Here is a 24,885-nt window from a genome sequence, read left to right as displayed (position 1 = left end):
TTTTTATGCGGGATAGATTGCCCCCAGGATGCACGGGTGGCGTGCGCCGGTGACGGCGGGCAGATTGCCGGGCTGCAAGTGCAGTGCCTGTTGCGCCAGCCAGGCGAATGCGACCGCCTCAACCCAGTCGGCGCCCAGGCCCAGAACGTCAGTTTTCTGGATGCGGCATTCCGGCAGCGCCGTGCGCAAACGGGCGACCAGAGCCGTATTGTGGGCGCCGCCGCCGCACAGATAGAGCTCTTCCGTTCCGGTGCAATCACGTCGCACGGCGGCGGCGATGCTGTCTGCGGTCAGTGCCAGCAACGTTGCCTGTACATCTGCGGGTGCTTCATCCCCGCGCAAATGACGTTCCAGCCATTGCGGATTGAACCGGTCTCGCCCGGTACTTTTGGGCGGTGCAGCGGAAAAGTAGGGTTCGGCCAACAAGGATTGCAGCAGTCCGGGCAGGATTTTTCCGCTGTTCGCCCACGCGCCGTGCGCGTCGTAAGGCTGGCCCCGGTGTTTGGCGATCCAGGCATCCAGCAACAGGTTGCCCGGGCCGGTATCGAACCCGGTCGTCAGCCGATTCGGGTCGAGGTCGGTCAGGTTGGCGATGCCGCCGATGTTGAGGATGGCGCGATGGATGTCTGGGTGGCGCATGACTCGGTCATGGAAAGCGGGCACCAGCGGCGCGCCTTGTCCGCCCGCCGCGATGTCCCGGGCGCGAAGATCGCTGACGACCGTGATCCCGGTCAGCTCCGCCAGTAACGCGCCGTTGTTGAGTTGCAGCGTGTAGCCCTGCGCCGGTTGGTGGCGCACGGTCTGGCCGTGGCAGCCGATGGCGCGCACTTGATGCGGCAGGATCACAGATGATTGCAGCAGGTTCAGGGTGGCTGTTGCATAGGCATTGGCAAGTCGGTTGGACATGAGCTGGGCGCGATGCAACTCATTCGGGCCCGATGCGTGCAAATCGAGCAAGGCTTCCACCCATTCCGCGGGGTAAGGTTGGAAGTGGCTGGCAATCAGCACCGGCGTACTTGTCAGATCGACCAGGGCGACATCAATGCCGTCCAGACTGGTGCCGGACATGATGCCGAGGTAGAACTCCGCTTCTTTTTTCACCTAATCGAGTTGGGCGATACGCGTGTTGCGCAGGAGTGAAAGACGAGCGTGCAGCGAGTCCGTGGCTTGGAGAAAGGCCGACTGTTGCGCTTCCCCGATCGGCTTGCCATCGGGCAGTGCCACCTTCAACGGGTCGCGCTGCACGCCGCCGACCTTGAATTCGTAGTGCAAATGCGGGCCGCTGGCGAGTCCGGTCATGCCGACAAAGCCGATGATTTCACCCTGACTGACGCGTTGTCCGCGATGGATGCCGCCGGCAAAACCGGAAAGGTGGCCGTACACCGTCTGATACATCCCCTGGTGTTCCAGCATCACCACGTTGCCGTAACCGCCTTGCTTGCCGACAACGGTCACCACGCCATCCGCGGTTGCTCTGACCCGGGTGCCGATGGGGGCGGCGTAATCCACGCCTTTATGGGCGCGCCAGCGATTCAACACCGGGTGGAAACGGGCATTGCTAAAGCCGGAACTGACCCGCGAAAACTCGATGGGGGAGCGCAGGAATGCCTTGCGCATGCTTTTTCCGTCGGGCGAAAAATAATCGCCCCCGTATTGGGTATTCTGGAAATAAAAGGCCTGCAGGGTGCGGCCGTGGTTGATGAATTCGGCGGCAAGGATGCGCGCGTTGCGGGTCGGCTCGCCGTTCAGATAAGACTGTTCGTAGAGGATGCTGAATTTGTCACCGCGCCGAAGATCGCGGTGAAAATCGATGTCGCCACCGAAGATTTCCGCCAATTGATTGGCTACGTTATCCGGCAAATCCGCTTCGTCGGTTGCGTCGTAAAGGGTGCTGCTGATCTCGCCGGTCTGCACCAGAATTCTGCGTTCAGCCAGTCCGGGCTGTGTCTCTACCTTGAAACGGTCGCCGGCAGGAGTGATAACGGTTTGATTGCCGTCATTATCAATGTAGGACAGGGCGAGCAGGTGCGAGTCGGCCGAAGTCCGGACTTGTACGGAGCGGCCGGGTCGGAGCTGGCGCAAGGAATGGGCGTCTGCCGCGCGTCGCAAAAAATCATCGGCCGCGACATCCTGTACATTCATGCGGCGCAACAGTTCGCTGACGGTATCGCCGCGCTGGACGCGCTCACTGTGCCAATAGACCGGGTCCGTCTCGATGGCCTCCGGCGCGGACGGCAGCGTCAGGTCGGACGTGAAGGTATGGCGGATCTCCGCCGCATCATTGGGTTGCGGCATGATGCCGAACGCGGTCACCACCCCCAGCAAAGGCAGGGTGGAGAGGGCAATGACCCAGCGCAGCTTCATCTTGTGTGCGTGTAATAAAGTGTTTTGCGGTAACATTCGCGACTCCCGGGCATCGGTGTTTCTGTGTTCCGGATGCGGCCTCTGGCAGAAATCCGGGCGTCACTTTAACAGAAAGCCTCACCCCCACAAAATCCGTTCAGGCGGGAGCCACGCAACTGACAAGCGGTCTTTGAATATGAATCAACAGGAAATTCTCAATCAAATCAGGCGCGGCAGCGACGAGTTGCTGCTGGAGTCCGAGCTCGTCAAGAAACTCGAATTGGGGCGCCCACTGCGCGTTAAGGCTGGTTTTGACCCGACCGCGCCGGATTTGCACCTCGGCCACACCGTATTGCTGAACAAGATGCGCCAATTGCAGGATTTGGGGCACCACGCCCTGTTCCTGATCGGCGATTTTACCGGCATGATCGGGGATCCTACCGGCAAGAACACAACTCGCCCACCGTTGACGCGCGAGCAGGTGCTTGCTAACGCGCAAAGCTATCGGGAGCAGGTCTTTAAAGTGCTTGATCCGGACAAGACCGAGGTGGTGTTCAATTCTGCCTGGATGGATAAATTCAGCGCGGTCGATCTGATCAGGCTGGCAGCCACCCATACCGTGGCGCAGATGCTGGAGCGGGACGATTTCGGCAAGCGTTACCGCGCCAGCCAGCCCATTGCGATCCACGAGTTCGTCTATCCTCTGGTGCAGGGCTACGATTCGGTCGCCCTCAAGGCAGACCTCGAATTGGGCGGTACCGACCAGAAATTCAATTTGCTGATGGGGCGCGAATTGCAGCGCCACTTCGGGCAAGCGCCGCAGTGCGTGCTCACCATGCCGCTGCTGGAAGGCCTGGACGGCATCAACAAGATGTCCAAGTCGCTGGGCAACTATATCGGCGTGACGGACACCCCGCAGGACATGTTCGGCAAACTCATGTCCGTTTCAGACGATCTGATGTGGCGGTATTTCGACCTGCTGTCCTTTCGCAGCCTGGCGCAAATCGCCCATTTCCGTGAAGAGGTGGAGCAGGGACGCAATCCCCGCGACATCAAGGTGCTGCTGGCGCAGGAAATCGTGGCGCGCTTCCATACCCGGCAAGCCGCCGAAGATGCGCTGACCGAATTCGAGGCGCGCTTCCAGAAGGGTGTGCTGCCGGATGACATGCCCGAGATCGCCGTTCCCGGTGCGGACGGCCAGATTGGCATCGCCCAGTTGCTCAAACAGGCGGGCCTGGTAGCCAGCACCTCCGAAGCATTGCGCATGATCGACCAGGGCGCAGTCAAGCTCGACGGCGAGAAAATCAGCGACAGGGCGCTGAAAATCAAGGCGGGAACGGTGGTGGTGGCGCAAGTGGGCAAGCGCAAATTCGGTCGGGTCAGCGTCGCCTAGGCGCAATCTGCGGCAGCCGTTCGGGTGTAACCCCAAGGGGTTATTAACCATGCGCCATGTAGGGGATGGACGCTGCCGGGGGAGTCATATCTAATTTTACCTGCAAAGTTTTACCTGCAAAGTGCGTTGCTTTCCCGGTCTCCGGAAGTGAAGTCAATAAAAAAAGAAGCGCGCGCCCACGGTTTTTTCAGGGAGATTCAAATTGAACAAGCGCAATGCATGTTTCCACCTTTCTTTTTTTCCCGTGTTTGTACTGCTTGGATTGGCACCGATGGGTTCAGCGCTGTCGGCCAGTCCCGATGCTGTAGCCAAAGAGTGTGCCTACTGCCACGGCAAGGCGGGTGCAAGCACCGATCCGGAGGTTCCCATCATCGGCGGTTACTCGACCGAATTCCTGGTCAACAACATCACGACCTACCGCGACCACGAGCGTGCTTGTCCGGATACCAAATATCGCAGCGGCCCCAAGAAGGGCAAAACCACCAACATGTGTCAGGTTGCCCACAGCCTGACCGATAGCGATATTCGCCAGCTCGCCGTGTATTTTTCCAAAAAGAAATTCGTGCGCGCCAAACAGCAGGTGGATGCCGTTTTAGCTGCAAAAGGCCGGGAGGTCCACGAATATTACTGTGAAAAATGCCATTCCGAAGGGGCATCCGAAGCCAATGACGATGCGGGCATGATGGCCGGGCAATGGATGCCTTATTTGCGTCAGGCCTTTGACGAGTTTGCAACCGGCAAACGGCCGATTCCAAAAAAGATGAAACTGAAATTTGATCAGCTCTCGCCGGAGGACATGAATGCGCTGGTGCATTACTACGGCAGTATTCACTAGATTCTCAGGCGGAAACCATCGTGCAGACAGAATCCGGCAAGAAAGGGATGTTGGCCAGGCTGGGATGTTCGCGTTGCGTTCGTTACGGTTGCGGTGCCGGGATTTCGGTGCTGGTGTTTCTCTTGCTGGTGGGCGGATTCTCTACGGCGCTGGAAGCCACCAACAGTCTGGATTTTTGCGTTTCATGCCACAGCATGAACACCAATTTTGAGGAATACAAGGAATCGACGCACTATGCCAATGTGGCGGGTGTGCGCGCCGAATGTTCGGACTGCCATGTGCCGAAAAAAGACTGGTTCGCCAAGATGTATCGCAAGGTGATTGCGGCCAAGGATGTGTGGGGCGAGATCGTCGGCACCATCGATACGCCGGAAAAATTTGCAGCCCATCGGCTGGAGATGGCCAAGCGGGAATGGGCGCGCATGAAGGAATCGGATTCCATCGGTTGCCGCAACTGCCACAGCTTTGCCGCGATGGATATCGGTGAACAAGTACGGCTTGCCCAGAACAAACATGCAACGGCAGAAGGAGAAGGCAAGACCTGTATCGACTGCCACAAGGGTATTGCGCACAAACTGCCGCGCTTGCACTGATGAATTCGTATTTCCCGATTTGCCTGCATGGGAATAGGGGATGGGATGGTAGCAACAACTCGCGAATAGACCTCGCGCGAAGAACCGAACCGGGCATATTCAGATTGCACGTATCTGCCATGCTTGGGATTGTTAATTCAATGACTACAGGGAGTTTCACGTGAAAAACATAAAAGTCTGGTTCGCGGGGACGCTGCTGTGCGTCTTTGCGATGGGCACGGCGTCTGCTGTGCCAACATCGGCGACCAAGCCGAAAAACGATTACAACATCACCATCAACTACGAACTGGGCATGCACTGCACGGGCTTCGATTTCAGCTATTGCTGCGTGTTGCCGCCCTACAATTCGGTGCAAAGCCAGATCATCAAAACGGCGCGGGGAGCAAACAAATTCCCCGAGTTGCTGGAAGCCGATCCGAACGATCCCACCGTGTTGCTCGATGGGAAGAAACGCTTCCGCCTGGCCTACGGCCATGTCGATAACACCTACGCCGAAGGGAGCAAGCTGAAATACTGGGATGTGCCTTACGACGTCAACGGTGACGGCACTTATAGCGCCAATGAAAATGTCGCCAACGCTTATTTCACCCACCTGTATGTGTACAAGGATTTGAAGGGCACCAATCCCAAAGGAACCAGCGCCGACAAGGAAAAATTGTTCGTCGGCATCCAGATCCCGGTTCCCCGCGACAACGGTCCGGCCGGCGCGGCTGCGCCCAGTCCGCTGAAGGGGGGGCACCTGCACTATACCGGCGACAAGGGCACCGTGGTCTACACCAAATCGCCGGTGCTGGACAACGTGCCAATCATGCTGACCAACCCCGGCATCTGGGACGCGCTCGGATTGCCGTTGACCCCGTTCAACGATCGTTCCGTGCAGGACCCATTGACCTTGACCGAAGCGGATATCCAGCCGTTCCAGGAAGCATGGGTGAGCATGGTCGATGAAAAAACGGGCAAGCCGGTGATTGACTCCCATTCCGGTCAGCCGGTGCGTTTCGTCGGTACCAACCCGATCGACATCCCCAACTGTGCGAACTGCCACAGCAACAAGACCGCCAATGGCGACAAGTTCACCCTGTACAAACAGGAGCGCGCGTTCTGGAAGGGGATGGGCGCCAGCGACTGGATCGCCAACCTGAAGGCCACCTCTGTTTCCATTCTGGAAATGCACGATGACCGGACCGGCACCACGTTCGTGAAGAACTACAACCCCAACAGCCGCTCGCTGGACAATCGGCTGGGGCGCGATCCCGTGCTGTGCCAGAAGTGCCACGCGGACAACGTGATCGCCGTATTGAGTTCAAAGACATTCAAGGACCCGAAGACCGGAGCGGATGTGACCATCTCGCCGCTGACCCAGGCGATCCATACCGTGCACCAGACCAAGGCGCCGTTGCCTGATTCGCAGGGCCGCACTGCATCCTGCCAGGGGTGTCACCCGGCGCACCGTCAGGACGGCAAGATGGAGCAATATCCCATCACCCTGGATGGCAAAAATGCCTATGCCAATGGCGACAACCGCGATGCATCCGGCGGCTGCTTTGTCGGGCGCGATGTGCACGCCAATCGCAACAAGGACAAGGATGGTGCCGGAACGCCGGAACATCTGAATTCCATCGGCAAGTGGATCCAGACCAGCGTGTCGAAGATTGGCACCCAAGAAGGTGGCAAAGGTTTGTGGTGTACCAACTGCCACAATCAGTTGAGCCGGGAGCTGTACCAGCGTGACAATCTGACCAACGCCTTCAAGCAGACCGGTTCCACGCTGCGCAACAAGCCGCTGGAGGAAATTGCCAGGACGATCGGCGTGTCCATGGATGACCTGAAGAACAAGTACATGGATCCCAAGGTCGTGCCCAACGCCAAGGGCGAAGATACGCCGGGAGCATCCGGTATCCTGGAAACCTGGGCCGCCAAGCGCATGGTGCCGGACATCGCCGTCATTGCGCTGCAAGGCAATGGTCCGCTGGTCAGCAAGGATGAGGATGGCGACATCAATGTCTCCATCCTGTCGGCCAATCCGGCGGTGAATGTCGCACAGCTGAAGCTGCCGGCAGGCGCCACCGGTGCCACGGCGGTCCCATACGATGCGGCCACGCATGGGCGCGACTACTGGTTGTCTCCGGGCGCGCCGCACTGTGCGGACTGCCATGCGGCACCGTACGTCGAAGGTCAGGGCGGTATGGCCTATCCAATCAACCAGCCGGGCAAGTACAGCGTGATGCGCTATTCGAAGGGCCACGCCGGCCTGTCCTGCCAGTCCTGCCATGAATCCACCCATGGCCTGTATCCGGTCACGCCTTCCACCGATGTGACTTCGTACAAACAGGCTGCGCAATACAACCCGGATGGCTCGCATGGCCCGCTGAAGTGCGCTTCCTGCCACGTCACGAACAAGTCGGGTGTGCCGCTGATCGCCAAGAAGAAGGAGCATGTCTGGAACGGCAAGCCGATCCTGAACGACTTCGATCTGGCGGTAACCTGGATGCACGGCAGTGCGCCGGATCTGGGTGGCGCGGTACCTAAAGAATAAAGTTGCACATCATCTGAAAATAGGACGAATCGGGGGGCATGCCCCCCGATTTGTTGTCTAGTGCAGGATACAACCGGATCAAAGGCCGCATTGAGCGGACTTGTTGACCCCAACCAACGGGAATGAAATTATGTGGAACAGAAAAGCGTCGTTGGCCGGCATGTTTTGGGCTGTCGCCCTGATTTTTTCATCTTTCCCCACCTCTGCGGCCGATCAAGTCGTGGCGACAGTCGGGGATGAAGCCATTTATGCGCGCGAACTGGAGGGTGCCATAGCCAGTTCGCCGTTTTATACCCAATTCAACACCCTGGGCGAAGACGAACAGGCAAGCCTGCGGGGCGACATGTTGCACCGGCTCGTGTCGGCGCGCTTGCTGGCCCGGGAGGCCAGGCGTCTGGGCCTGGACAAGACATCGGCGTTCAAGCGCGAACTGGAGAACTTCAGGCTGGGGCTGCTGTATCGCAGTTACATGGACAAATTGCGCGAAAGTGTGAGCGTTCCGGATGAGGCGCTGGCAGCGATGAAGCAGCAATACAAGGGGGATGCAGATGCGCTGGAAGCGGCCAAAGCGGCCTATCTGTCCTCGCAGTTTCGGGAGCGGAAGCTGGCCGCGCTGCGCCAGATGCAAATCGACAGTCATCTCCAATTTTTCGAATCGCGCATCCGTCCCGGCATCAAGTCCGGCACGGTGCTGATGCAGGCCGACGGAGTCCGTGTTACCTACGGCGACATTGTGGACACGGGCAAATGGGGAAAACTGCCTAATCCGGAGTGGGTCAGTGAGCAGTTGCAAAATCGCAGCGAACTGTTGCTGGTTGCCCGGTATGCCGAGCGTGCCGGGGCAAAGGTTGACGAGCAACTGAAACGCTATGGCGATGAGGCGTTGCCGGCGTTGGCGCTGGCGAAAAAGACCCAAGAATGGATTCCGAACGAACAAGCCAAGCGCAACTGGTACAAGGATCATCCGGAGATCGGGCGCATTCCTGCGAGCTACCATGTGGGGCAACTGGTTGTTGCCAGCAGGGCTGAAGCGGAAGCCCTGCGTGCGCGCATCGTCAAGGGGGAAAGTCTGTTCACGCTGGCGGGCGGCTACAGCATTGACCCTGCCGGGCGGCAGCAGAATGGCGACATGGGCTGGCTGCCGGAAGGGAGGGGCATGCCGGAGTTGCAGCAGGTTCTCGATACATTGAAGGACGACGAACTCAGCGGCGTGATCGAGACCCGGTCGGGCTACCATCTCCTCATGGTGCTTGAGCGGCGAATCGGCAGGCAAAAACCGTTCGCCGAAGTGCGCGAGCGTGTGCAGCAGAGGATGGTCAACCAGCAACTTCCCGCCTATTTGGGGGAGCTGGAAAAACGCTATCCGGTAAGCTGGAATGTGATGATTCCGCCTGCCGCAACACAATCAGCCGTTGCCCGATGAGGAAAGTCGTCATCTGCGTACTGGTTTTAAGTCTGTCCTTGCCATTTGCGGATGCCGGCGAGCTGGCGGTGCCGGCAGCGGTTCGGCCGCCCCCCTTCACGCTGCATGGCATGGATGGCCGGCCGCATGAACTGGCGGAATGGCGGGGCAAAGTTGTCCTCCTCAATTTCTGGGCCAGTTGGTGTTCGCCCTGTCAGACCGAAATTCGCGATCTGGTGGCCTGGCAGACGCGATACGGCCCGTCCGGATTGCAAGTAGTCGGGCTGGGCATGGATGACGAAGTGAAACTGCGCAATGTCGGGCGCACACTCGGCATCAACTACCCGGTATTGCTTGCCCGCTCCCCCGCCTTGCTGGCGAGTTTTGGCAACCGCACCGGAGTCGTGCCCTATTCGGTGCTGATCTCGCGGACGGGGGAGATCGTTTTTACCCGGGCCGGGGTGATTGACCAGAATTTATTCGACGCGGAGGTGTTGCCGCTGTTGCAGTGATTCGTTGTCGCGTGTTCGCGCGGGAGCTGAAGGGCGGAACCGAAGCTTTGGGCGTTTGCTGGCGGGGTAAAAATATCGGTTGTGGAGCAAGCCTTTGTTTTGCTAGAATCGCGCCCTCAATTTTTTGGTAGAAGGTAGTTTGTTCATGACAACCGTACGTGTTAAAGAGAATGAGCCGTTCGAAGTCGCGATGCGTCGCTTCAAGCGTTCCGTAGAAAAGACCGGTCTGCTGACCGAGTTGCGCGCCCGAGAGTTCTATGAGAAGCCCACCGCCGAACGCAAGCGCAAGCTGGCCGCCGCCGTGAAGCGCCATTACAAGCGCCTGCGCAGCCAGACGCTGCCGCCGAAGCTGTATTGATTCGCCATTGAACAGACGCCGCAATCTCGTGTGGGTTGCGGCGTTTTCCTTTTCCCATGAGCCTGAAACAACAAATCACCGAAGACATGAAAACCGCGATGCGTGCCAAGGATGCCGCGCGTCTCTGGGCAATCCGGCTGTTGCTGGCGGCGATGAAGCAGCGCGAAGTCGATGAGCGGATCGAGCTTAACGATGCTGATGTTGTTGCCATCATCGAAAAAATGCTGAAGCAGCGCCGCGATTCGATCAGCCAGTACAAGGCGGCGGGGCGCCAGGATCTGGTGGATGTGGAAGAATTCGAGGTGACCGTGTTGCAGTCCTACATGCCGCAGCAGATGAGCGCGGCCGAGATCGATGCGGCCGTTGCGCAGGCTGTTGCCGCAACGGGCGCCGCCGGCGTGCAGGACATGGGCAAGGTCATGGCGATCCTCAAGCCGCAATTGGCGGGACGCGCCGATCTGGGAAAAGTCTCCGGGCTGGTCAAGGCCAAGCTGTCGAATTGATCCCGTCATTCCGGCGCCCGCCGGAATCCCGTAGTTGCGTTGAAGAGCGAGGGCTGGCGTGATTCCAAAAAGCTTCATTCAGGATCTGCTCAATCGCCTTGATATCGTGGACGTGATCGAACGCTACGTCCCGCTCAAGAAAGCCGGTGCCAATTACGTCGCCTGCTGTCCTTTCCATAACGAGAAATCCCCTTCCTTCACCGTCAGCCAATCCAAGCAGTTCTATCACTGTTTCGGCTGCGGCGCGCATGGCACGGCTATTGGCTTTGTCATGGAACATGCCGGCATGGGCTTCGTCGAAGCGGTGGAAGAGCTGGCGCGCGGCATCGGCCTGACGGTGCCGCAAGAGCAATCGAATGCTGTCCAGCACAAGGTGGCGCCGGATCTGTACGCGCTGATGCAGGCGGCCACCCGCTACTACCGCGAGCAGCTCAAGGTCAGCCCGCGCGCCATCGAATACCTGAAGAAGCGCGGCTTGAGCGGCGAGGTCGCTGCACGTTTCGGCATCGGTTATGCGCCGGACGACTGGCAGAACCTCAAGGCTGCCGTGCCGGACTATCAGGACAAGTCGCTAGTCGAGACCGGTCTCGTCATTGCCGGCGACGACGGCAAGCGTTACGACCGTTTCCGCGACCGCATCATGTTCCCCATCGTCAATGTACGCGGCCAGGTCATCGGCTTCGGCGGGCGCGTGCTCGACAAAGGCGAACCCAAATACCTCAATTCGCCGGAGACTGCGCTGTTTGAGAAAGGCCACGAACTCTATGGCCTGTTTCAGGCGCAGAAGGCCATTCGCGCCCGGCAGTGCGTGATCGTGGTCGAAGGCTACATGGATGCGGTGGCGCTGGCGCAGCACGGGGTCGAGTATGCCGTCGCCACCCTGGGGACTGCCACGACCCCGTACCACGTGCAGAAATTGCTGCGCCTGTGCGACCAGATCGTGTTCTGTTTCGACGGCGACAAGCCGGGACAGAAAGCCGCCTGGCGCGCCCTGCAAAACGCGCTTCCGCAATTGCAGGACGGCAAACGCATCGGCTTCCTGTTTCTGCCGGAAGAACACGACCCCGACACCTACATCCGCGAGTACGGCCGAGAAGCCTTCGAGCACGAGGTGGATAATTCGCTGCCGCTCTCCGGCTACCTGCTGCGCGAACTGGCGGCGGCAGTCGATTTGCGCGCCCAGGAGGGACGCAGCGCGCTGCTCAAGAACGCGCAGCCCCTGCTGACTGCCATCACCGCACCAACCACCGCGCTGCTGTTGCGCAAAGAAGTTGCGGCTCTGGCGGGCGTGACGCAAGCCGAACTGGAGGCGCTGTGGGCGATCAGGCCGGTGGCTGTGCCGCAGCGCCAGATGCCGCAGAGAGTCAGGCGGTCTGGCCCGTCCGGTCTGCGTGCCATGCTGCGTTGTCTGGTCATGAAGCCGGAGCTGGCCCGGCAAATTCCGCCAGCCTGGCAAGGCGACGGGGCGGATGGGGCGGCGATTGCGGCGCTGGCTGACTGGCTGCGGGAGTCGGCGGACGAGACCAGCAGCGCCGCGTTGATCCAGCATTTTCAGGGTACGGTACATGAAAATGCCCTCGCGGCCGTGCAGGGCGAAATCCTGCATCTCGGCCAGGATTTCGATGTGGAGACCGAGTTTGCCGGCATTCTGCACCATTTGCGGCGTGAAGCGATCGAAACGGAATTGTCCGCGTTGCAGGGCAAGGGCCTGGGCGGCATGTCTGGAGAAGAACGCGCGCGCCATGAGGCGTTGCATGCGCAATTGAGGCAGATCAAGGCAACGTCGAATTGAGCGCGGCAGCACCGCCACGGCTGTGCCCCGGGGCTGCCTAAGCTGCGGAAATGTTTTGGGAATTCGGGTATAATCCGCGCCCTTTCGGCGGTACGACCGCCAACGATTAACTTGATTTCCGGGAATCGAGCATGGCGACTCAGCAAAAGAAAACCTCCGCAACTGCAAAGATTAAGTCCACTCCTGCAAAGAAGGCGGCGGTGAGCGCCAAGGAAATGCTGGCCCAGAAAAAAGCTTCTGCCAAAGCGAGTGAAGCGGCCGCCGCAAAGGCGGTGGATAGCACGCAGGACGTGGAAGAACGCCGCACCCGCCTCAAGACGCTGATCCTGCTGGGCAAGGAGCGCGGCTACCTGACCTACGCGGAAATCAACGACCATTTGCCGGACATGCTGGAAGTCGAGCAAGTCGAAGGCGTGGTCAGCATGATCAATGACATGGGCATCACCGTGTGCGATGTGGCACCCGATGCAGAAACGCTGGTGATGACGGATGCGGCGGCACCGGTTGCCGACGAGGATGCCGCCGCCGAAGCGGAAGCCGCGATTTCCACCGTCGATTCCGAATTTGGCCGCACCACCGATCCGGTGCGCATGTACATGCGCGAGATGGGCGTGGTTAATCTGCTGACGCGGCAGGATGAGATCGAGATCGCGAAACGGATCGAAGAAGGACTGAAGCACATGATCCAGGCGATTTCCGCCTGCCCCGCGACGATCGCCGAAATCCTGGCGTTGGCGGAAAAGATCGACAAGGACCAGTTGCGGGTTGACGAACTGATCGATGGTTTTGTCGATGGCGAGGACGAGGCTCAAATTGGCAGCGATGCCGAAGACGAGTCGGCGGATGAAGCGCAGGAAGACGCCGGCGACGCAGAGGTGGACGAAGAAGAGGATGAAGAAGCCGTGGCGGCGGCCGCGGCCGCGAATTTGGCCCAGCTGAAAGCGGATGCGCTCATGCGCTTTGCAGTGATCGGCGACCTGTTCACCAAGATGGGCAAGGCGTACGAAAAGTACGGTTATCGCAGCAAGCAGTACGATAAATTGCAGCAGCAGATTTCGGATGAGCTGATGCAGTTCCGGTTCTCCGCCAAACAGGTGGACGCGCTGTGCGACACCATGCGCCATCTGGTGGAGGACGTGCGCAGCAGTGAGCGCGCAATCCAGGATTTGTGTGTGAACAAGGCGCACATGCCGCGCCAGCATTTCATCAAGAGTTTTCCTACCAACGAGATCAATCTGGATTGGGTCAAGCGCGAGATCGCCGCAAAAAAACCCTACAGTGATGCCTTGTCGCGGCACGAGGCGGCGATCATCGACCAGCAGAAGCAGATGCTTGCCCTGCAGCAGCGCGTCGGCATCCCGATTCTCGATCTGAAGGAAATCAATCGCCAGATGACCAACGGCGAAGCCAAGGCACGCCGCGCCAAGCGCGACATGATCGAGGCCAACCTGCGCCTGGTGATCTCCATCGCCAAGAAATACACCAACCGCGGGCTGCAGTTCCTCGACCTGATCCAGGAAGGCAACATCGGCCTGATGAAGGCCGTGGATAAATTCGAGTATCGCCGCGGCTACAAATTTTCGACCTACGCCACCTGGTGGATCCGCCAGGCCATCACCCGCTCCATCGCGGACCAGGCCCGCACCATCCGCATCCCGGTACACATGATCGAAACCATCAACAAGATGAACCGCATCTCGCGCCAGATCATGCAGGAAACCGGCGAGGAACCGGATGCCGCGACGCTGGCCATCAAGATGGAAATGCCGGAAGACAAGATCCGTAAGATCCTCAAGATCGCGAAAGAACCAATCTCGATGGAAACCCCGGTGGGCGATGACGACGATTCGCACTTGGGAGATTTCATCGAAGACGGCAATTCCCTTGCCCCGATCGATGCGGCCGTATTCGACAGTCTGCGCAACGTAACCAAGGACATTCTGGACAGCCTGACCCCGCGCGAGGCCAAAGTGCTGCGCATGCGCTTCGGCATCGAAATGAACACCGATCACACCCTGGAAGAGGTGGGCAAACAGTTCGACGTCACCCGCGAACGGATTCGCCAGATCGAAGCCAAGGCATTGCGCAAACTGCGCCATCCTTCCCGTTCGGAAAAGCTCAAGAGTTTCCTCGACGGCGAGAGTTGAGTTTTACGGGCCCTTAGCTCAGTTGGTTAGAGCAGAGGACTCATAATCCTTTGGTCGTTGGTTCAAGTCCAACAGGGCCCACCATATAGAACAAGGCTTGCAGCGATGTAAGCCTTTTTCACATCAAGCAGTTTTGTGTTCATGTATGTTGGCGCGCGCCAACAGGCGGATAGGGTGCTGTTCCTCGGGATCACCCATTTCCCGACATCAGAAGATATAGACTTTCCATAACAAACAACGTGAGCTTATTTGTGCAATTCATTGCTTTTTAAGCATATTTTATTTCTGTTAACTTTCTGCGCTAACTCCTTGTCCTGAAAAGAAAAATCCCTTTATTTGCCTTGACTGCCCAAAATATTTTCAATATAGTGGGGGAGAGTGGTAAAAAGTGGGAATAAATGGGAGGCAAAGGGATTCCATGTTCCAAGGGGCGGCGCAATTCAATCTGGATGGCAAGGGCAGGCTGACGATACCGACGCGGTATCGCGACATGCTGCTGGCGCATTGTGCTGGTCAGTTGGTGCTGACTGCGGATGCGGACGGCTGTCTGCTGCTCTATCCGCAACCCGAGTGGCAGCCCATCCGCGAAAAACTGATGCAGCTTTCCGCCTTCAATCCAAAGATCCGTTCCCTGCAGCGTTTCCTGGTCGGCCATGCGGAAGATGTGGTGATGGATGCGGCCGGCCGTGTGCTGATTTCGGCAACCCTGCGCGATTACGCCAAGCTGGACAAGCGCGTGATGCTGGTCGGTCAGGGCAATAAATTCGAATTGTGGGACGAGGCGCGCTGGCAGGCGCAGTACGAAAAGATGACGAGTTTCTCGATGGATGACCTGCCGCCAGAATTGAATGGCTTCACGCTGTGAAGGACGTGCTGGGGCACGCCACCGTTTTGCTGGAAGAGGCGGTCGAGGGGTTGCAGGTGAAGCCGGGGGGTGTCTATGTGGATGGCACGTTCGGACGCGGCGGACATAGCCGGTTGATTCTGGAGAAGCTGGGCGCGCGCGGCCGCTTGATCGCGCTGGATAAAGACCCGCAGGCGGTGGCGGCGGGAGCAGCGTTGCAGGATGCGCGGTTTCGCATGGTGCATAGCGGCTTCGAGCATCTGGGTGCAGTGCTGAACGAGCTTGGCGTCGATGGCATCGATGGGGTGCTGCTGGATCTGGGGGTGTCATCGCCGCAACTGGATGACGAGCAGCGCGGTTTCAGCTTTCGTTTCGATGCGCCGCTGGACATGCGCATGGACACGAGCAGGGGGCAGACGGCGGCGGAATGGCTGGCTGTGGCGGATGAAGGCGAACTGGCGGAGGTGATACGTGATTACGGCGAAGAACGGTTTGCTGGGCAGATTGCAAGGGCGATTGTTGCTGCGCGCCAGGAACGTGAACTCCTCACCACGCAGCAACTGGTCGAGGTCGTCGCGCGCTGCGTGCGTACGCGCGAGCCGGGGAAAAATCCGGCCACGCGCACCTTTCAGGCTATACGGATTTATCTCAATCGCGAGCTCGAAGAACTCGAGAGCGTGTTGCCGCAATGCGTGGGCTATCTGAAGCCGGGTGGCCGCATGGCTGTCATCAGTTTTCATTCGTTGGAAGACCGCATCGTGAAACGCTTCATGCGTGACCTGGCGGAGGGGGACAAGTTGCCAAAGAGTCTGCCGATCCGCGCGATTGATGTGCCGCAGGGGCAGTTGCGCCTGGTCGGCAAAGCGCTGCGCGCGTCGGCGGCGGAGCTTGCGCGCAATCCGCGCGCGCGCAGCGCCGTGTTGCGCGTGGCGGAGAAAATGGGAGGCGCCAGTGGCTAGGCTGGATGCGCTCCTTCTGTTGTTGACGATCGCTTGCGCGCTCGGTGTTGTGACCTCGCAACACAAGGCGCGCAAGCTGTTTGTGGCGTGGCAGGACGAAAAGGAGCGGGCGCAACAGATGGATGTGGAGTGGGGGAAATTGCAATTGGAGCAGAGCACGCTGGTCGCGCCGGCACGCGTGGAGAAAATTGCGCGCCAGCAATTGCAGATGCACGCGCCCGCCAAGGAACAGATGCGCTATGTGTATGACGGCAACGAATCCGGAATGGCGGGCCCGCATATTTCCGCAGAGGCGCGGCCGTGAATTACGCGCGCCTGCCCCAGACTTCTGCCCAAATCGCCCTGCCGGCATGGCGTGCCCGCACGTTGTTCGTTTTCCTGCTGCTGGGGATGGCCGGCCTGTTTGCGCGCGCCATCTATCTGCAGGGAGTGCACACCGACTTTTTGCAACAGAAGGGGGATGCGCGCTATTCGCGCGTGGTGGAAGTGCCGGCGCACCGCGGCATGATCACCGACCGCAACGGCGAACCGCTGGCGATCAGCACGCCGGTGGACTCGGTGTGGGCCAGCCCGCCCGATGTGGTGGCCGATTCGGCGCAACTGCGCCAGTTGGCGCGCCTGCTCGAGATGAGTGTGGGCAGCCTGAAAGAGCGCCTGTTCGACACGTCGCGCGAGTTCGTCTATCTGAAGCGGCAACTGCCGCCCGATCAGGCGCGGCGGGTGGCCGCGCTCGGCATTCCCGGGGTGTCGCTGCAGCACGAATATCGCCGCTACTATCCCGGGGGCGAAGTGGCCGCGCAGTTGCTCGGTTTTACCGATGTGGACGACAACGGGCGCGAAGGGCTGGAGCTGGCGATGCATGATGTGTTGCGCGGCAAGCCGGGCAGCCAGCGCGTGATCAAGGACCGGCGCGGGCACATCGTGGAAGATGTCGCCAGTTTGCGCGCCCCGAAAGAAGGGCGGGATGTCGCCTTGAGCATCGACAGCAAACTGCAGTTCATCGCCTTCCGCGAGATCAGGCAGGCGGTGGTCGAGCGCGAGGCAAAAGCCGGGGCGATCGTGGTGCTTGATGCGCGCAGCGGGGAGGTGCTGGCGCTGGCCAACTGGCCGGCCTACAACCCGAATAACCGCAGCCGGCCGGCGCTGGCGGCGATGCGCAACCGCGCCGTGACCGATCTGTTCGAGCCCGGTTCGACCATGAAGCCGTTTGCGGTCGCGGCGGTGCTGGAAGAGGGCAAGTTCAAGCCGGGGACGCGGGTCGATACCGGCAATGGCCATCTAACCATCGGCAATCGCACGATCCACGACACGCACCCCGCAGCTTCCCTGACCGTGGCGGAAGTGCTGCAAAAATCGAGCAACGTCGGTGCCGCCAGGCTGGCCCTGTCGCTGTCCCCGCAAATCTTCTGGAATCACCTGAGCCGTTCGGGTTTCGGCGCGGAATCTGGTTGCGGTTTTCCCGGCGAAGCGGCGGGCAAGCTGCGCAAATATCAGACCTGGCGTCCGATCGAGCAGGCGACCATGTCTTACGGCAACGGGATTTCGGTCAATCTGTTGCAGTTGGCGCGTGCGTACACCATTTTCGCCAATGACGGCGAGTTGAAGCCGGTCAGCATGCTTAAGCAGGAAACTCCGGTCGGCGGCAGCCCGGTCTATTCGGCGCAAACCGCGCGCGCGGTGAGGGACATGCTGGAGCTGGTGGTGCAACCGGGCGGCACCGCTCCGCTCGCGCAGATTCCCGGATACCGCGTGGCCGGCAAGACCGGCACGGCGCACAAGCTGCTGAACGGCATTTATGTGGACCGCTACATCGCTTCCTTTGTCGGCATGGCTCCCGCAAGCGATCCGCGGCTGATCGTGGCGGTGATGCTGGATGAGCCGGGCGGCAAGGAATATTACGGCGGGCAGATCGCCGCGCCCGTATTCGGCAGCGTGATGAACGCGTCCCTGCGCGCGCTGGAGGTGCCCTACGATGCGTCCCTGGACAATGTGCTGCCCAGCGTCGGGCCGGTGCTGGAGGAATCGACATGAACGCGCTGCGGTTCGATGAGTTGGCCAGTCTCGGCGTCAGTATCAATCGGCTGGTGGCGGACAGCCGCGACGTCAGGGCGGGCGATACCTTTGTCGCCTATCCCGGCGCGCAGGCCGACGGCCGGCGCTACATCGCCCAGGCCATCGCGCGCGGCGCGAATGCGGTGCTCTGGGATGCGCACGAATTCGCATGGGATCCCGCGTGGCGCGTGCCCCATCTCGCGCTGCACGATTTGCGCCAGCAGGCCGGTTACATCGCCGACAAAGTTTATGGCCAGCCTTCGCGGCAGTTGCGGATGATCGGGGTGACCGGCACCAACGGCAAGACTTCCATCAGCCACTGGCTGGCGAAATGCTTCACCGCGCTGAACGTGAAGTGCGGGCTGATCGGCACCCTCGGCAACGGATTTCCCGATGCGCTGCAGGCCAGCGCCAACACCACGCCGGACGCACTGCGCGTGCACGAGTTGCTGGCGCAATTCGTGCACCGGGATGCGCGGACAGCGGTGATGGAAGTCTCCTCTCACGCCCTGGCGCAGGGGCGCGTCAACGGGGTGCACTTCGATGTGGCGCTGCTCACCAATCTGACGCGCGACCATCTGGACTATCACGGCGACATGCAGCACTACGCGGCGGCGAAGCGGCGCCTGTTCGACTGGGACCGGCTCGGCCATGCCGTGCTCAATCTGGACGATCCATTCGGCGCGGAACTCGCCGCGCAGTTGCACGCGGGCGGCACCGAAGTGATTGGCTACGGTCTGCGCCAGGAAGCGGTGGAACTGGCGCAAAGGCTCGGCCTGCGCCGGGTGTACGGCGAGCTGCGGCGGGCCGATGCGCAGGGCCTGGAAATTCTGCTGGATACGTCCTGGGGCGCGGCAGAGTTGTCCAGCCATCTGCTGGGTCGTTTCAATGCGGCCAACCTGCTGGGGGCGTTGGCCGTGTTGCTGGCAAGCGGCATTGCGCTTGACGACGCGGTGCGCGAACTTGGCGCGCAAAAAGCGGTGGCGGGGCGCATGCAGGCTATGGGCGGCAGGGATGCGCCGGCGGTGGTGGTCGATTACGCGCACACCCCGGATGCGCTGGAGAACGTGCTGGGCACCCTGCGCGAAGTGTGCGCGCCGGGGGGTCGGCTGATCTGCGTTTTCGGCTGCGGCGGCGACCGTGATCGCGGCAAGCGCCCGATGATGGGGAGGGTCGCCGACCGTTTTGCCGATGTGCGCATCCTCACCAGCGACAATCCGCGCAGCGAAGCGCCCGCGGCCATCATCGAGCAGATCGCCGCCGGCATGGCGGGCGAATATCGGGTGATCGAGGACCGTGCGCGTGCCATCAGTGAAACCATCGCCAATGCGCAGGCACGCGACACCGTGCTGATCGCGGGCAAGGGACACGAGGATTACCAGGAGATCGCGGGGGTGCGACAGCCTTTCTCCGACAGCGAGATCGCGCAGCGCGCCCTGAGCGTGTGGACGCCCAAGGAGCGCTGGCCGACATGATGCTGCTTTCGCAAATCGAAAAAGTATTGCGTGGCGACCGGCAGGGGGCGGATGTGCGCATTGGCGGTGTCAGCACCGATACGCGCAGCATCGCGGCGGGCGACCTGTTCATCGCGCTCAAGGGAACGCATTTCGACGGGGCGCAGTTTGTGGCGCAGGCCGCGCAAGCCGGTGCGGTCGCGGCCATTGTCAAAGAAGGCAGCGTGCTGGAAGACGTAAATTGTCCCGTGCTGTTCGTGCCGGACACGCGCCTCGCGCTGGGCAAGCTGGCTGCGCACTGGCGCAAGCAGTTCGACATCCCGCTGCTTGCCATCACCGGCAGCAACGGCAAGACCACGGTGAAGGAGATGCTGGCCGCGATCCTTGCTGCGCACGCGGGCGAGGAAGCCGTGCTGGCGACGCGCGGCAATTTGAACAATGACATCGGCCTGCCGCTCACCCTGCTCAAGCTGCGCGCGACGCATCGCTACGCGGTGATCGAGATGGGCATGAACCATCCCGGCGAGATCGACTACCTCACGCGCATCGCGCAACCCGACGTGGCGCTGATCAACAACGCCAGCGGCGCGCATCTGCAAGGCTTGGGCACGGTGGAAGGCGTGGCGCGCGCCAAGGGCGAGATTTTCGCCGGGTTACGGCAGGGCGGCACGGCAGTCATCAATGCCGACGATGCGCATGCCGCACGGTGGCGCATGCTGGCAGACCAGCATCGCGTGTTCGACTTCGCGCTGGAACACGCGGCTGCCGTCAAGGGTGCATGGCAGGTGCAAGGTTATGGCGGGCTGTTGCGCGCCCATACCCCGGCGGGCGAGCTGCGTGTCGTGTTGCAGGTGCCGGGCGAACACAATGCGCGCAACGCGCTGGCGGCAGCCACGGCAGCATTGGCCTTGCCTGTGCCGCTGGAGATCATCGCACGCGCACTGGAAACGTTCGGCGGCGTAGCCGGGCGTTTGCAGCGCAAGCCGGCGCTGCACGGCGCGACGCTGATCGACGACACCTACAACGCTAATCCCGCCTCCATGCGCGCCGCCCTGGAAGTGCTGGCGCAGGCGCCCGGAACGAGAATCCTGGTGCTGGGCGACATGGGCGAACTGGGCGATGCCGCCGCGCAGTTCCATCGCGAGATCGGTATCGCCGCGCGCGAACTGGGCATCGAAAACCTGTATGCACTGGGCGAACTCAGTGGGCAGGCTGCGACGGAATTCGGCAGCGGCGCAACGCACTTCGCGGAGGTTGAAGCACTACTGGCCGTACTCAAGCAAGAACTGGACGCGCAAACCACGGTGCTGGTGAAGGGGTCGCGCTTCATGAAAATGGAACGTGTCGTGCAGGCTTGTGCGGCACAACGGGAGGAAACATGCTGCTCGCATTAGCCCAATGGCTTTCGCAGGACGTTCGCGCGTTCAGTGTGTTCAACTACATCACGCTGCGCGCGGTGCTGGCGGCGATGACCGCGCTGGTGATCTCGTTCATGCTGGGGCCGTGGACAATCCGCAAACTGGCGGCGATGAAGATCGGCCAGTCGGTGCGCAGCGACGGCCCGCAGACCCATCTGGTCAAGGCAGGCACACCCACCATGGGTGGCGCGCTGATCCTGATGTCGGTCGCTCTCACCACCCTGTTGTGGGGCGACCTGCACAATGCCTATGTCTGGGTGGTGCTGCTGACGACCCTGGGGGTGGGCGTCATCGGCTGGGTGGACGATTACCGCAAGGTGGTGCATCGCAATCCGGACGGACTGTCGGCGAAGAGCAAGATGTTGTGGCAATCGCTGATCGCCTTGGCGGTCGGCCTTTATCTGTGGCAACACGCCACTTTGCCGGCGCATACCGAGCTCATCGTGCCGTTCTTCAAGCACTTGGTGGTGCCGCTCGGCATGCTCGCGTTCATCGTGCTGGTCTATCTGGTCATCGTCGGCAGCAGCAATGCGGTGAATCTGACTGACGGCCTCGACGGCCTGGCCATCATGCCGACCGTGATGGTGGCCGCGGCGCTGGCGATCTTTGCCTATGTCGCGGGCCATGCCGAATTCGCCAAGTATCTGGGCGAGCCTGCAATTCCGGGCGCGGGCGAACTGGCGGTGTTCTGCGCCGCCATTTCCGGCGCGGGGCTGGCGTTTCTGTGGTTCAACGCCTATCCGGCGGAAGTGTTCATGGGGGACGTCGGCGCGCTGGCGCTGGGTGCGGCGCTTGGAACGGTCGCCGTCATCATCCGCCAGGAACTGGTGCTGTTCATCATGGGCGGAGTGTTCGTGGTGGAGGCGGTGTCGGTGATGCTGCAAGTGTCCTGGTTCAAATACACCAAGAAAAAATACGGCACCGGGCAGCGCATCCTGCTGATGGCGCCGCTGCACCATCACTTCGAACAGAAGGGCTGGAAGGAAACGCAGGTGGTGGTGCGTTTCTGGATCATAACAATGTTGCTGGTCCTGATTGGCCTGTCAACGCTGAAGCTGAGATAAACAAAATGCGAAATCAGCCACGGATGCACACGGATGAAACACGGATGAACCCCAAAACGATTGGGTGCTCATTTGTGTTTCATCCGTGGCAATCCGTGGCGGAATGGTTTTCAAAATAATGAACACACTGCGCGGACAATCGGTGCTGATCCTCGGTCTGGGCGAGACCGGGTTGTCGCTCGCGCGCTGGCTGGGTGCGCAAGGGATGCGCGTGCGCGTTGCGGACAGCCGTGCGGCAGCGCCCGGCATCGATGCGCTGCGTCGTGAATGGCCCGGAGCTGACGTGCACTGCGGCCCGTTCGACGATGCACTGCTGCAGGGCATCGACCTCATCGCCATCAGCCCCGGTGTGCCGGTGGCCGAACCACTGATACAGAAGGCCATGGCGCGCGGCATCCCGGTCGAGGGCGATGTCGAGCTGCTGGCACAACTGCTGAACACCCGCCACTACCGGCGCAACACACGGGTCATTGCCATCACCGGCGCCAACGGCAAGACCACGGTGACCAGCATGGTCGGCGCGATGTGCGCCGCGGCGGGACTGGACACGCAGGTGGCGGGAAACATTTCGCCGGCGGTGCTGGATGCGTTGCGCGCACGCACGCAACAGCCGCAGGTGTGGGTGCTGGAACTGTCGAGTTTTCAGCTTGAAACGACGCACACGCTGAACGCGGATGCGGCGACCGTGCTCAACGTGAGCGAGGACCATCTTGACCGCTATGCCGGCAGCATGGATGCCTATGCGGCCGCCAAGGCGCGCATCTTCCGGGGGCAAGGTGTGCAGGTGTTGAATCGCGACGATGCGCGCAGCATGGCGATGGCGCTGGAGGGTCGGAAACAGGCGAGCTTCGGCTTGAGCCTGCCGCGCAATGCGCATGATTGGGGCATCAGCCGCGAAGGCGCGTTGATCTGGCTGATGCAGGGGCCGCAGAAGATCATGCGCGCCGACGAGTTGCAGGTGAGCGGCCTGCATAACGTGGCGAACGCGCTGGCCGCGCTGGCACTGTGCCGAGCCCTTGAGCTGCCCCTGGCGCCGCTGGTGCAGGCGCTGCGCGCATTCAGGGGTTTGCCGCACCGGGTGGAAAAAGTCGCCGAGGTCGGCGGCGTCACGTATTACGACGACTCCAAAGGTACCAATGTCGGTGCGACCGAAGCGGCGCTGAACGGATTGGGCAAGCCCGCTGTCGTTATCCTGGGCGGTGACGGCAAGGGGCAGGATTTTTCGCCGCTGCGGAATGCGGTGGCGCGCCATGCGCGCGCGGTGGTGCTGATCGGGCGGGATGCGCCGCTGATCGGGCGCGCGCTGTCCGGTTGCGGCAAGCCGGTCGCGCAGGCGCAGGACATGGAGCATGCCGTGCGCCTGGCAAGCGGATTGGCGCAGCCGGGTGATGCGGTTCTGCTTTCTCCCGCCTGTGCGAGCTTCGACATGTTCCGCAATTATGTGCATCGCGCCGAAGCATTCGTGCAGGCCGTGCATAAACTGGCGGAGGTGACGGCATGATCAGCGCCGCCCTGCATCCTCCGCGCGCGGTTGCAGCCGAGTATGACCGCGTGCTGTTGTGGCTGGTGACCGCGCTGCTCGCCATCGGGCTGGTGATGGTGTATTCCGCTTCGATCGCGACGGCGGAAGCGAGCAAATACACCGGCCATCAGGCGACCTACTATCTGCTGCGGCATGGCAGCTTCATCGCGGTCGGACTTGTCTGCGCGCTGGCTGCGTTCCAGGTGCCGATGCAGGTCTGGCAGAAATACGCCCCCTGGCTATTCATGGGCGGGGTGATCCTGCTGCTGCTGGTGCTGGTTCCCGGCATCGGGCGCTCGGTCAACGGCAGCCGCCGCTGGTTGCCGTTATTGCTCATCAATCTGCAACCCTCCGAGCTGATGAAGTTCTTTGCCGTGATCTACGCGGCCGACTACGCCGTGCGCAAGGGCGCCTTGCGCGACCGCTTCCTGAAATCCTTTCTGCCGATGTTCATCGTGATGGCACTGGTGGGTACGTTGCTGCTGCTGGAGCCTGACATGGGGGCACTGGTGGTGATCTGCATCATCGCCATGGGCACCTTGTGGCTGGGCGGTTTCAACCTGAAAATTTTCCTGGGTCTGCTGGTGTTGCTGCCGCTGGCTTTTGCGGTGCTGGTGCTGTCGTCCGAATACCGCATGCAACGGGTGCTGGGTTTTCTCGACCCGTGGGCCGATCCCTACGGCAAAGGGTATCAGTTGAGTCATGCCCTGATCGCCTTTGGGCGCGGCGAATGGTTCGGCGTGGGCCTGGGCGGCAGCGTGGAAAAACTGTTCTATCTGCCGGAAGCGCACACCGATTTTCTGCTCGCGGTGATCGCCGAGGAACTGGGACTGGTCGGGGTGAGCGCGGTGCTGGCGTTGTTTGCCTGGCTCATCGTGCGCGCCTTTTCCATCGGTCGCCATGCGGCGATGTCGGACCGCCTGTATGCCGCGCTGGTCGCGCAGGGGATCGCGGTCTGGCTGGGGACGCAGGCGATGATCAACATCGGCGTCAACATGGGCGTGCTGCCGACCAAGGGACTGACGTTGCCCTTCCTGAGTTTCGGCGGCAGCGGCCTGGTGATGAATCTGGTGGCGGTTGCGGTGTTGCTGCGTATCGACTACGAGAATCGGCGAGTGGCGAGGGGGTTGCCGATATGAAAAACATATTAGCCACGGA

21 protein-coding genes and 1 tRNA gene are annotated in these 24,885 nt (G+C 61.0%); 20 read left to right on the top strand and 2 right to left on the bottom strand.

Features of this window, described 5'->3' with window-relative positions:
* Positions 1–3: 3 nt before the first annotated feature.
* Positions 4–1,101 carry an anhydro-N-acetylmuramic acid kinase gene (locus ACKTSJ_RS01165; protein WP_407896561.1) on the bottom strand — a complete coding sequence of 366 codons (1,098 nt, stop codon included), beginning with the start codon at positions 1,099–1,101 and terminating at the stop codon, positions 4–6.
* A complete protein-coding gene (locus ACKTSJ_RS01160) occupies positions 1,102–2,400 on the bottom strand; it encodes a peptidoglycan DD-metalloendopeptidase family protein (protein WP_407896559.1) in 1,299 nt (432 codons plus the stop codon).
* 139 nt (positions 2,401–2,539) lie between these two features.
* Here ACKTSJ_RS01160 and tyrS point away from each other — a divergent pair, with 139 nt between their 5' ends.
* The 20 genes from tyrS to ftsW all read left to right on the top strand — a co-directional run bounded on the left by tyrS (position 2,540) and on the right by ftsW (position 24,866).
* Positions 2,540–3,736 carry a tyrosine--tRNA ligase gene (tyrS, locus tag ACKTSJ_RS01155; RefSeq protein ID WP_407896557.1) on the top strand — a complete coding sequence of 399 codons (1,197 nt, stop codon included), beginning with the start codon at positions 2,540–2,542 and terminating at the stop codon, positions 3,734–3,736.
* Between the two features lie 271 nt (positions 3,737–4,007).
* Positions 4,008–4,571, top strand: coding sequence for a c-type cytochrome (locus ACKTSJ_RS01150; RefSeq protein WP_407896555.1), 564 nt, complete (start codon positions 4,008–4,010; stop codon positions 4,569–4,571).
* Positions 4,572–4,591: 20 nt separating this feature from the next.
* Positions 4,592–5,164 (top strand): NapC/NirT family cytochrome c, encoded by a 573-nt coding sequence (locus tag ACKTSJ_RS01145; protein WP_407896553.1) that lies wholly within the window; start codon positions 4,592–4,594, stop codon positions 5,162–5,164.
* Positions 5,165–5,324: 160 nt separating this feature from the next.
* Positions 5,325–7,700, top strand: a complete 2,376-nt coding sequence (locus tag ACKTSJ_RS01140) for a hypothetical protein (protein WP_407896551.1) — start codon at positions 5,325–5,327, stop codon at positions 7,698–7,700.
* 130 nt (positions 7,701–7,830) lie between these two features.
* On the top strand, positions 7,831–9,123 hold the full coding sequence (locus ACKTSJ_RS01135; RefSeq protein WP_407896549.1) for a peptidylprolyl isomerase: 1,293 nt from the start codon (positions 7,831–7,833) through the stop codon (positions 9,121–9,123).
* Positions 9,120–9,614, top strand: coding sequence for a TlpA family protein disulfide reductase (locus ACKTSJ_RS01130; RefSeq protein ID WP_407896547.1), 495 nt, complete (start codon positions 9,120–9,122; stop codon positions 9,612–9,614). Before ACKTSJ_RS01135 ends, ACKTSJ_RS01130 begins: the two co-directional genes overlap by 4 nt.
* Positions 9,615–9,759: 145 nt before the next feature.
* On the top strand, positions 9,760–9,972 hold the full coding sequence (gene rpsU / locus ACKTSJ_RS01125) for a 30S ribosomal protein S21 (RefSeq protein WP_013030570.1): 213 nt from the start codon (positions 9,760–9,762) through the stop codon (positions 9,970–9,972).
* A 56-nt stretch (positions 9,973–10,028) separates the two neighbouring features.
* Positions 10,029–10,475 (top strand): GatB/YqeY domain-containing protein, encoded by a 447-nt coding sequence (locus ACKTSJ_RS01120; protein WP_407896545.1) that lies wholly within the window; start codon positions 10,029–10,031, stop codon positions 10,473–10,475.
* Positions 10,476–10,533: 58 nt separating this feature from the next.
* Positions 10,534–12,267 carry a DNA primase gene (gene dnaG, locus ACKTSJ_RS01115; protein ID WP_407896543.1) on the top strand — a complete coding sequence of 578 codons (1,734 nt, stop codon included), beginning with the start codon at positions 10,534–10,536 and terminating at the stop codon, positions 12,265–12,267.
* Between the two features lie 131 nt (positions 12,268–12,398).
* The gene (gene rpoD, locus ACKTSJ_RS01110) at positions 12,399–14,414 is read left to right on the top strand and encodes an RNA polymerase sigma factor RpoD (protein WP_407896541.1); all 2,016 of its coding nucleotides are present in this window, start codon (positions 12,399–12,401) and stop codon (positions 14,412–14,414) included.
* A gap of 7 nt (positions 14,415–14,421) precedes the next feature.
* Positions 14,422–14,498, top strand: a tRNA-Ile gene (locus ACKTSJ_RS01105).
* Between the two features lie 334 nt (positions 14,499–14,832).
* Positions 14,833–15,279 (top strand): division/cell wall cluster transcriptional repressor MraZ, encoded by a 447-nt coding sequence (gene mraZ, locus ACKTSJ_RS01100; protein WP_407896539.1) that lies wholly within the window; start codon positions 14,833–14,835, stop codon positions 15,277–15,279.
* Positions 15,276–16,217, top strand: a complete 942-nt coding sequence (rsmH, locus tag ACKTSJ_RS01095) for a 16S rRNA (cytosine(1402)-N(4))-methyltransferase RsmH (protein ID WP_407896537.1) — start codon at positions 15,276–15,278, stop codon at positions 16,215–16,217. Before mraZ ends, rsmH begins: the two co-directional genes overlap by 4 nt.
* Positions 16,210–16,521: a cell division protein FtsL gene (ftsL, locus tag ACKTSJ_RS01090; protein ID WP_407896535.1), complete on the top strand. Its 312-nt coding sequence runs from the start codon at positions 16,210–16,212 to the stop codon at positions 16,519–16,521. The genes rsmH and ftsL overlap by 8 nt, the downstream gene beginning before the upstream one ends.
* On the top strand, positions 16,518–18,248 hold the full coding sequence (locus ACKTSJ_RS01085; protein ID WP_407896533.1) for a peptidoglycan D,D-transpeptidase FtsI family protein: 1,731 nt from the start codon (positions 16,518–16,520) through the stop codon (positions 18,246–18,248). The genes ftsL and ACKTSJ_RS01085 overlap by 4 nt, the downstream gene beginning before the upstream one ends.
* The gene (locus tag ACKTSJ_RS01080; protein ID WP_407896531.1) at positions 18,245–19,744 is read left to right on the top strand and encodes a UDP-N-acetylmuramoyl-L-alanyl-D-glutamate--2,6-diaminopimelate ligase; all 1,500 of its coding nucleotides are present in this window, start codon (positions 18,245–18,247) and stop codon (positions 19,742–19,744) included. The genes ACKTSJ_RS01085 and ACKTSJ_RS01080 overlap by 4 nt, the downstream gene beginning before the upstream one ends.
* Positions 19,741–21,117, top strand: a complete 1,377-nt coding sequence (gene murF, locus ACKTSJ_RS01075; RefSeq protein WP_407896529.1) for a UDP-N-acetylmuramoyl-tripeptide--D-alanyl-D-alanine ligase — start codon at positions 19,741–19,743, stop codon at positions 21,115–21,117. The genes ACKTSJ_RS01080 and murF overlap by 4 nt, the downstream gene beginning before the upstream one ends.
* Complete coding sequence (gene mraY / locus ACKTSJ_RS01070; protein ID WP_407896527.1) at positions 21,102–22,205, top strand: phospho-N-acetylmuramoyl-pentapeptide-transferase; 1,104 nt, start codon at positions 21,102–21,104, stop codon at positions 22,203–22,205. Before murF ends, mraY begins: the two co-directional genes overlap by 16 nt.
* A gap of 118 nt (positions 22,206–22,323) precedes the next feature.
* Positions 22,324–23,706: a UDP-N-acetylmuramoyl-L-alanine--D-glutamate ligase gene (gene murD / locus ACKTSJ_RS01065; protein WP_407896525.1), complete on the top strand. Its 1,383-nt coding sequence runs from the start codon at positions 22,324–22,326 to the stop codon at positions 23,704–23,706.
* Entirely contained in the window at positions 23,703–24,866 is a 1,164-nt protein-coding gene (ftsW, locus tag ACKTSJ_RS01060; protein ID WP_407896523.1) for a putative lipid II flippase FtsW, read from the top strand. Before murD ends, ftsW begins: the two co-directional genes overlap by 4 nt.
* The last annotated feature ends 19 nt before the right edge of the window (positions 24,867–24,885 follow it).

Source organism: Ferrigenium sp. UT5, assembly GCF_045866295.1.
In the GTDB taxonomy this organism is placed as follows: domain Bacteria; phylum Pseudomonadota; class Gammaproteobacteria; order Burkholderiales; family Gallionellaceae; genus Sideroxyarcus.
Note: the sequence above shows the minus strand (reverse complement) of the source record. Positions and strands in the feature narration are given on the sequence as shown.

Bases quoted from the DNA above. Each gene is read 5' to 3' on its own strand.
- murD (WP_407896525.1), top strand. From the start codon at position 22,324: ATGAACACACTGCGCGGACAATCGGTGCTGATCCTCGGTCTGGGCGAG.
- ftsW (WP_407896523.1), top strand. From the start codon at position 23,703: ATGATCAGCGCCGCCCTGCATCCTCCGCGCGCGGTTGCAGCCGAGTAT.
- rpoD (WP_407896541.1), top strand. From the start codon at position 12,399: ATGGCGACTCAGCAAAAGAAAACCTCCGCAACTGCAAAGATTAAGTCC.
- ACKTSJ_RS01150 (WP_407896555.1), top strand. From the start codon at position 4,008: ATGGGTTCAGCGCTGTCGGCCAGTCCCGATGCTGTAGCCAAAGAGTGT.
- tyrS (WP_407896557.1), top strand. From the start codon at position 2,540: ATGAATCAACAGGAAATTCTCAATCAAATCAGGCGCGGCAGCGACGAG.
- mraY (WP_407896527.1), top strand. From the start codon at position 21,102: ATGCTGCTCGCATTAGCCCAATGGCTTTCGCAGGACGTTCGCGCGTTC.
- ACKTSJ_RS01135 (WP_407896549.1), top strand. From the start codon at position 7,831: ATGTGGAACAGAAAAGCGTCGTTGGCCGGCATGTTTTGGGCTGTCGCC.
- rpsU (WP_013030570.1), top strand. From the start codon at position 9,760: ATGACAACCGTACGTGTTAAAGAGAATGAGCCGTTCGAAGTCGCGATG.
- ACKTSJ_RS01120 (WP_407896545.1), top strand. From the start codon at position 10,029: ATGAGCCTGAAACAACAAATCACCGAAGACATGAAAACCGCGATGCGT.
- ACKTSJ_RS01080 (WP_407896531.1), top strand. From the start codon at position 18,245: ATGAACGCGCTGCGGTTCGATGAGTTGGCCAGTCTCGGCGTCAGTATC.
- ACKTSJ_RS01160 (WP_407896559.1), bottom strand. From the start codon at position 2,400: ATGTTACCGCAAAACACTTTATTACACGCACACAAGATGAAGCTGCGC.
- ACKTSJ_RS01130 (WP_407896547.1), top strand. From the start codon at position 9,120: ATGAGGAAAGTCGTCATCTGCGTACTGGTTTTAAGTCTGTCCTTGCCA.
- murF (WP_407896529.1), top strand. From the start codon at position 19,741: ATGATGCTGCTTTCGCAAATCGAAAAAGTATTGCGTGGCGACCGGCAG.
- mraZ (WP_407896539.1), top strand. From the start codon at position 14,833: ATGTTCCAAGGGGCGGCGCAATTCAATCTGGATGGCAAGGGCAGGCTG.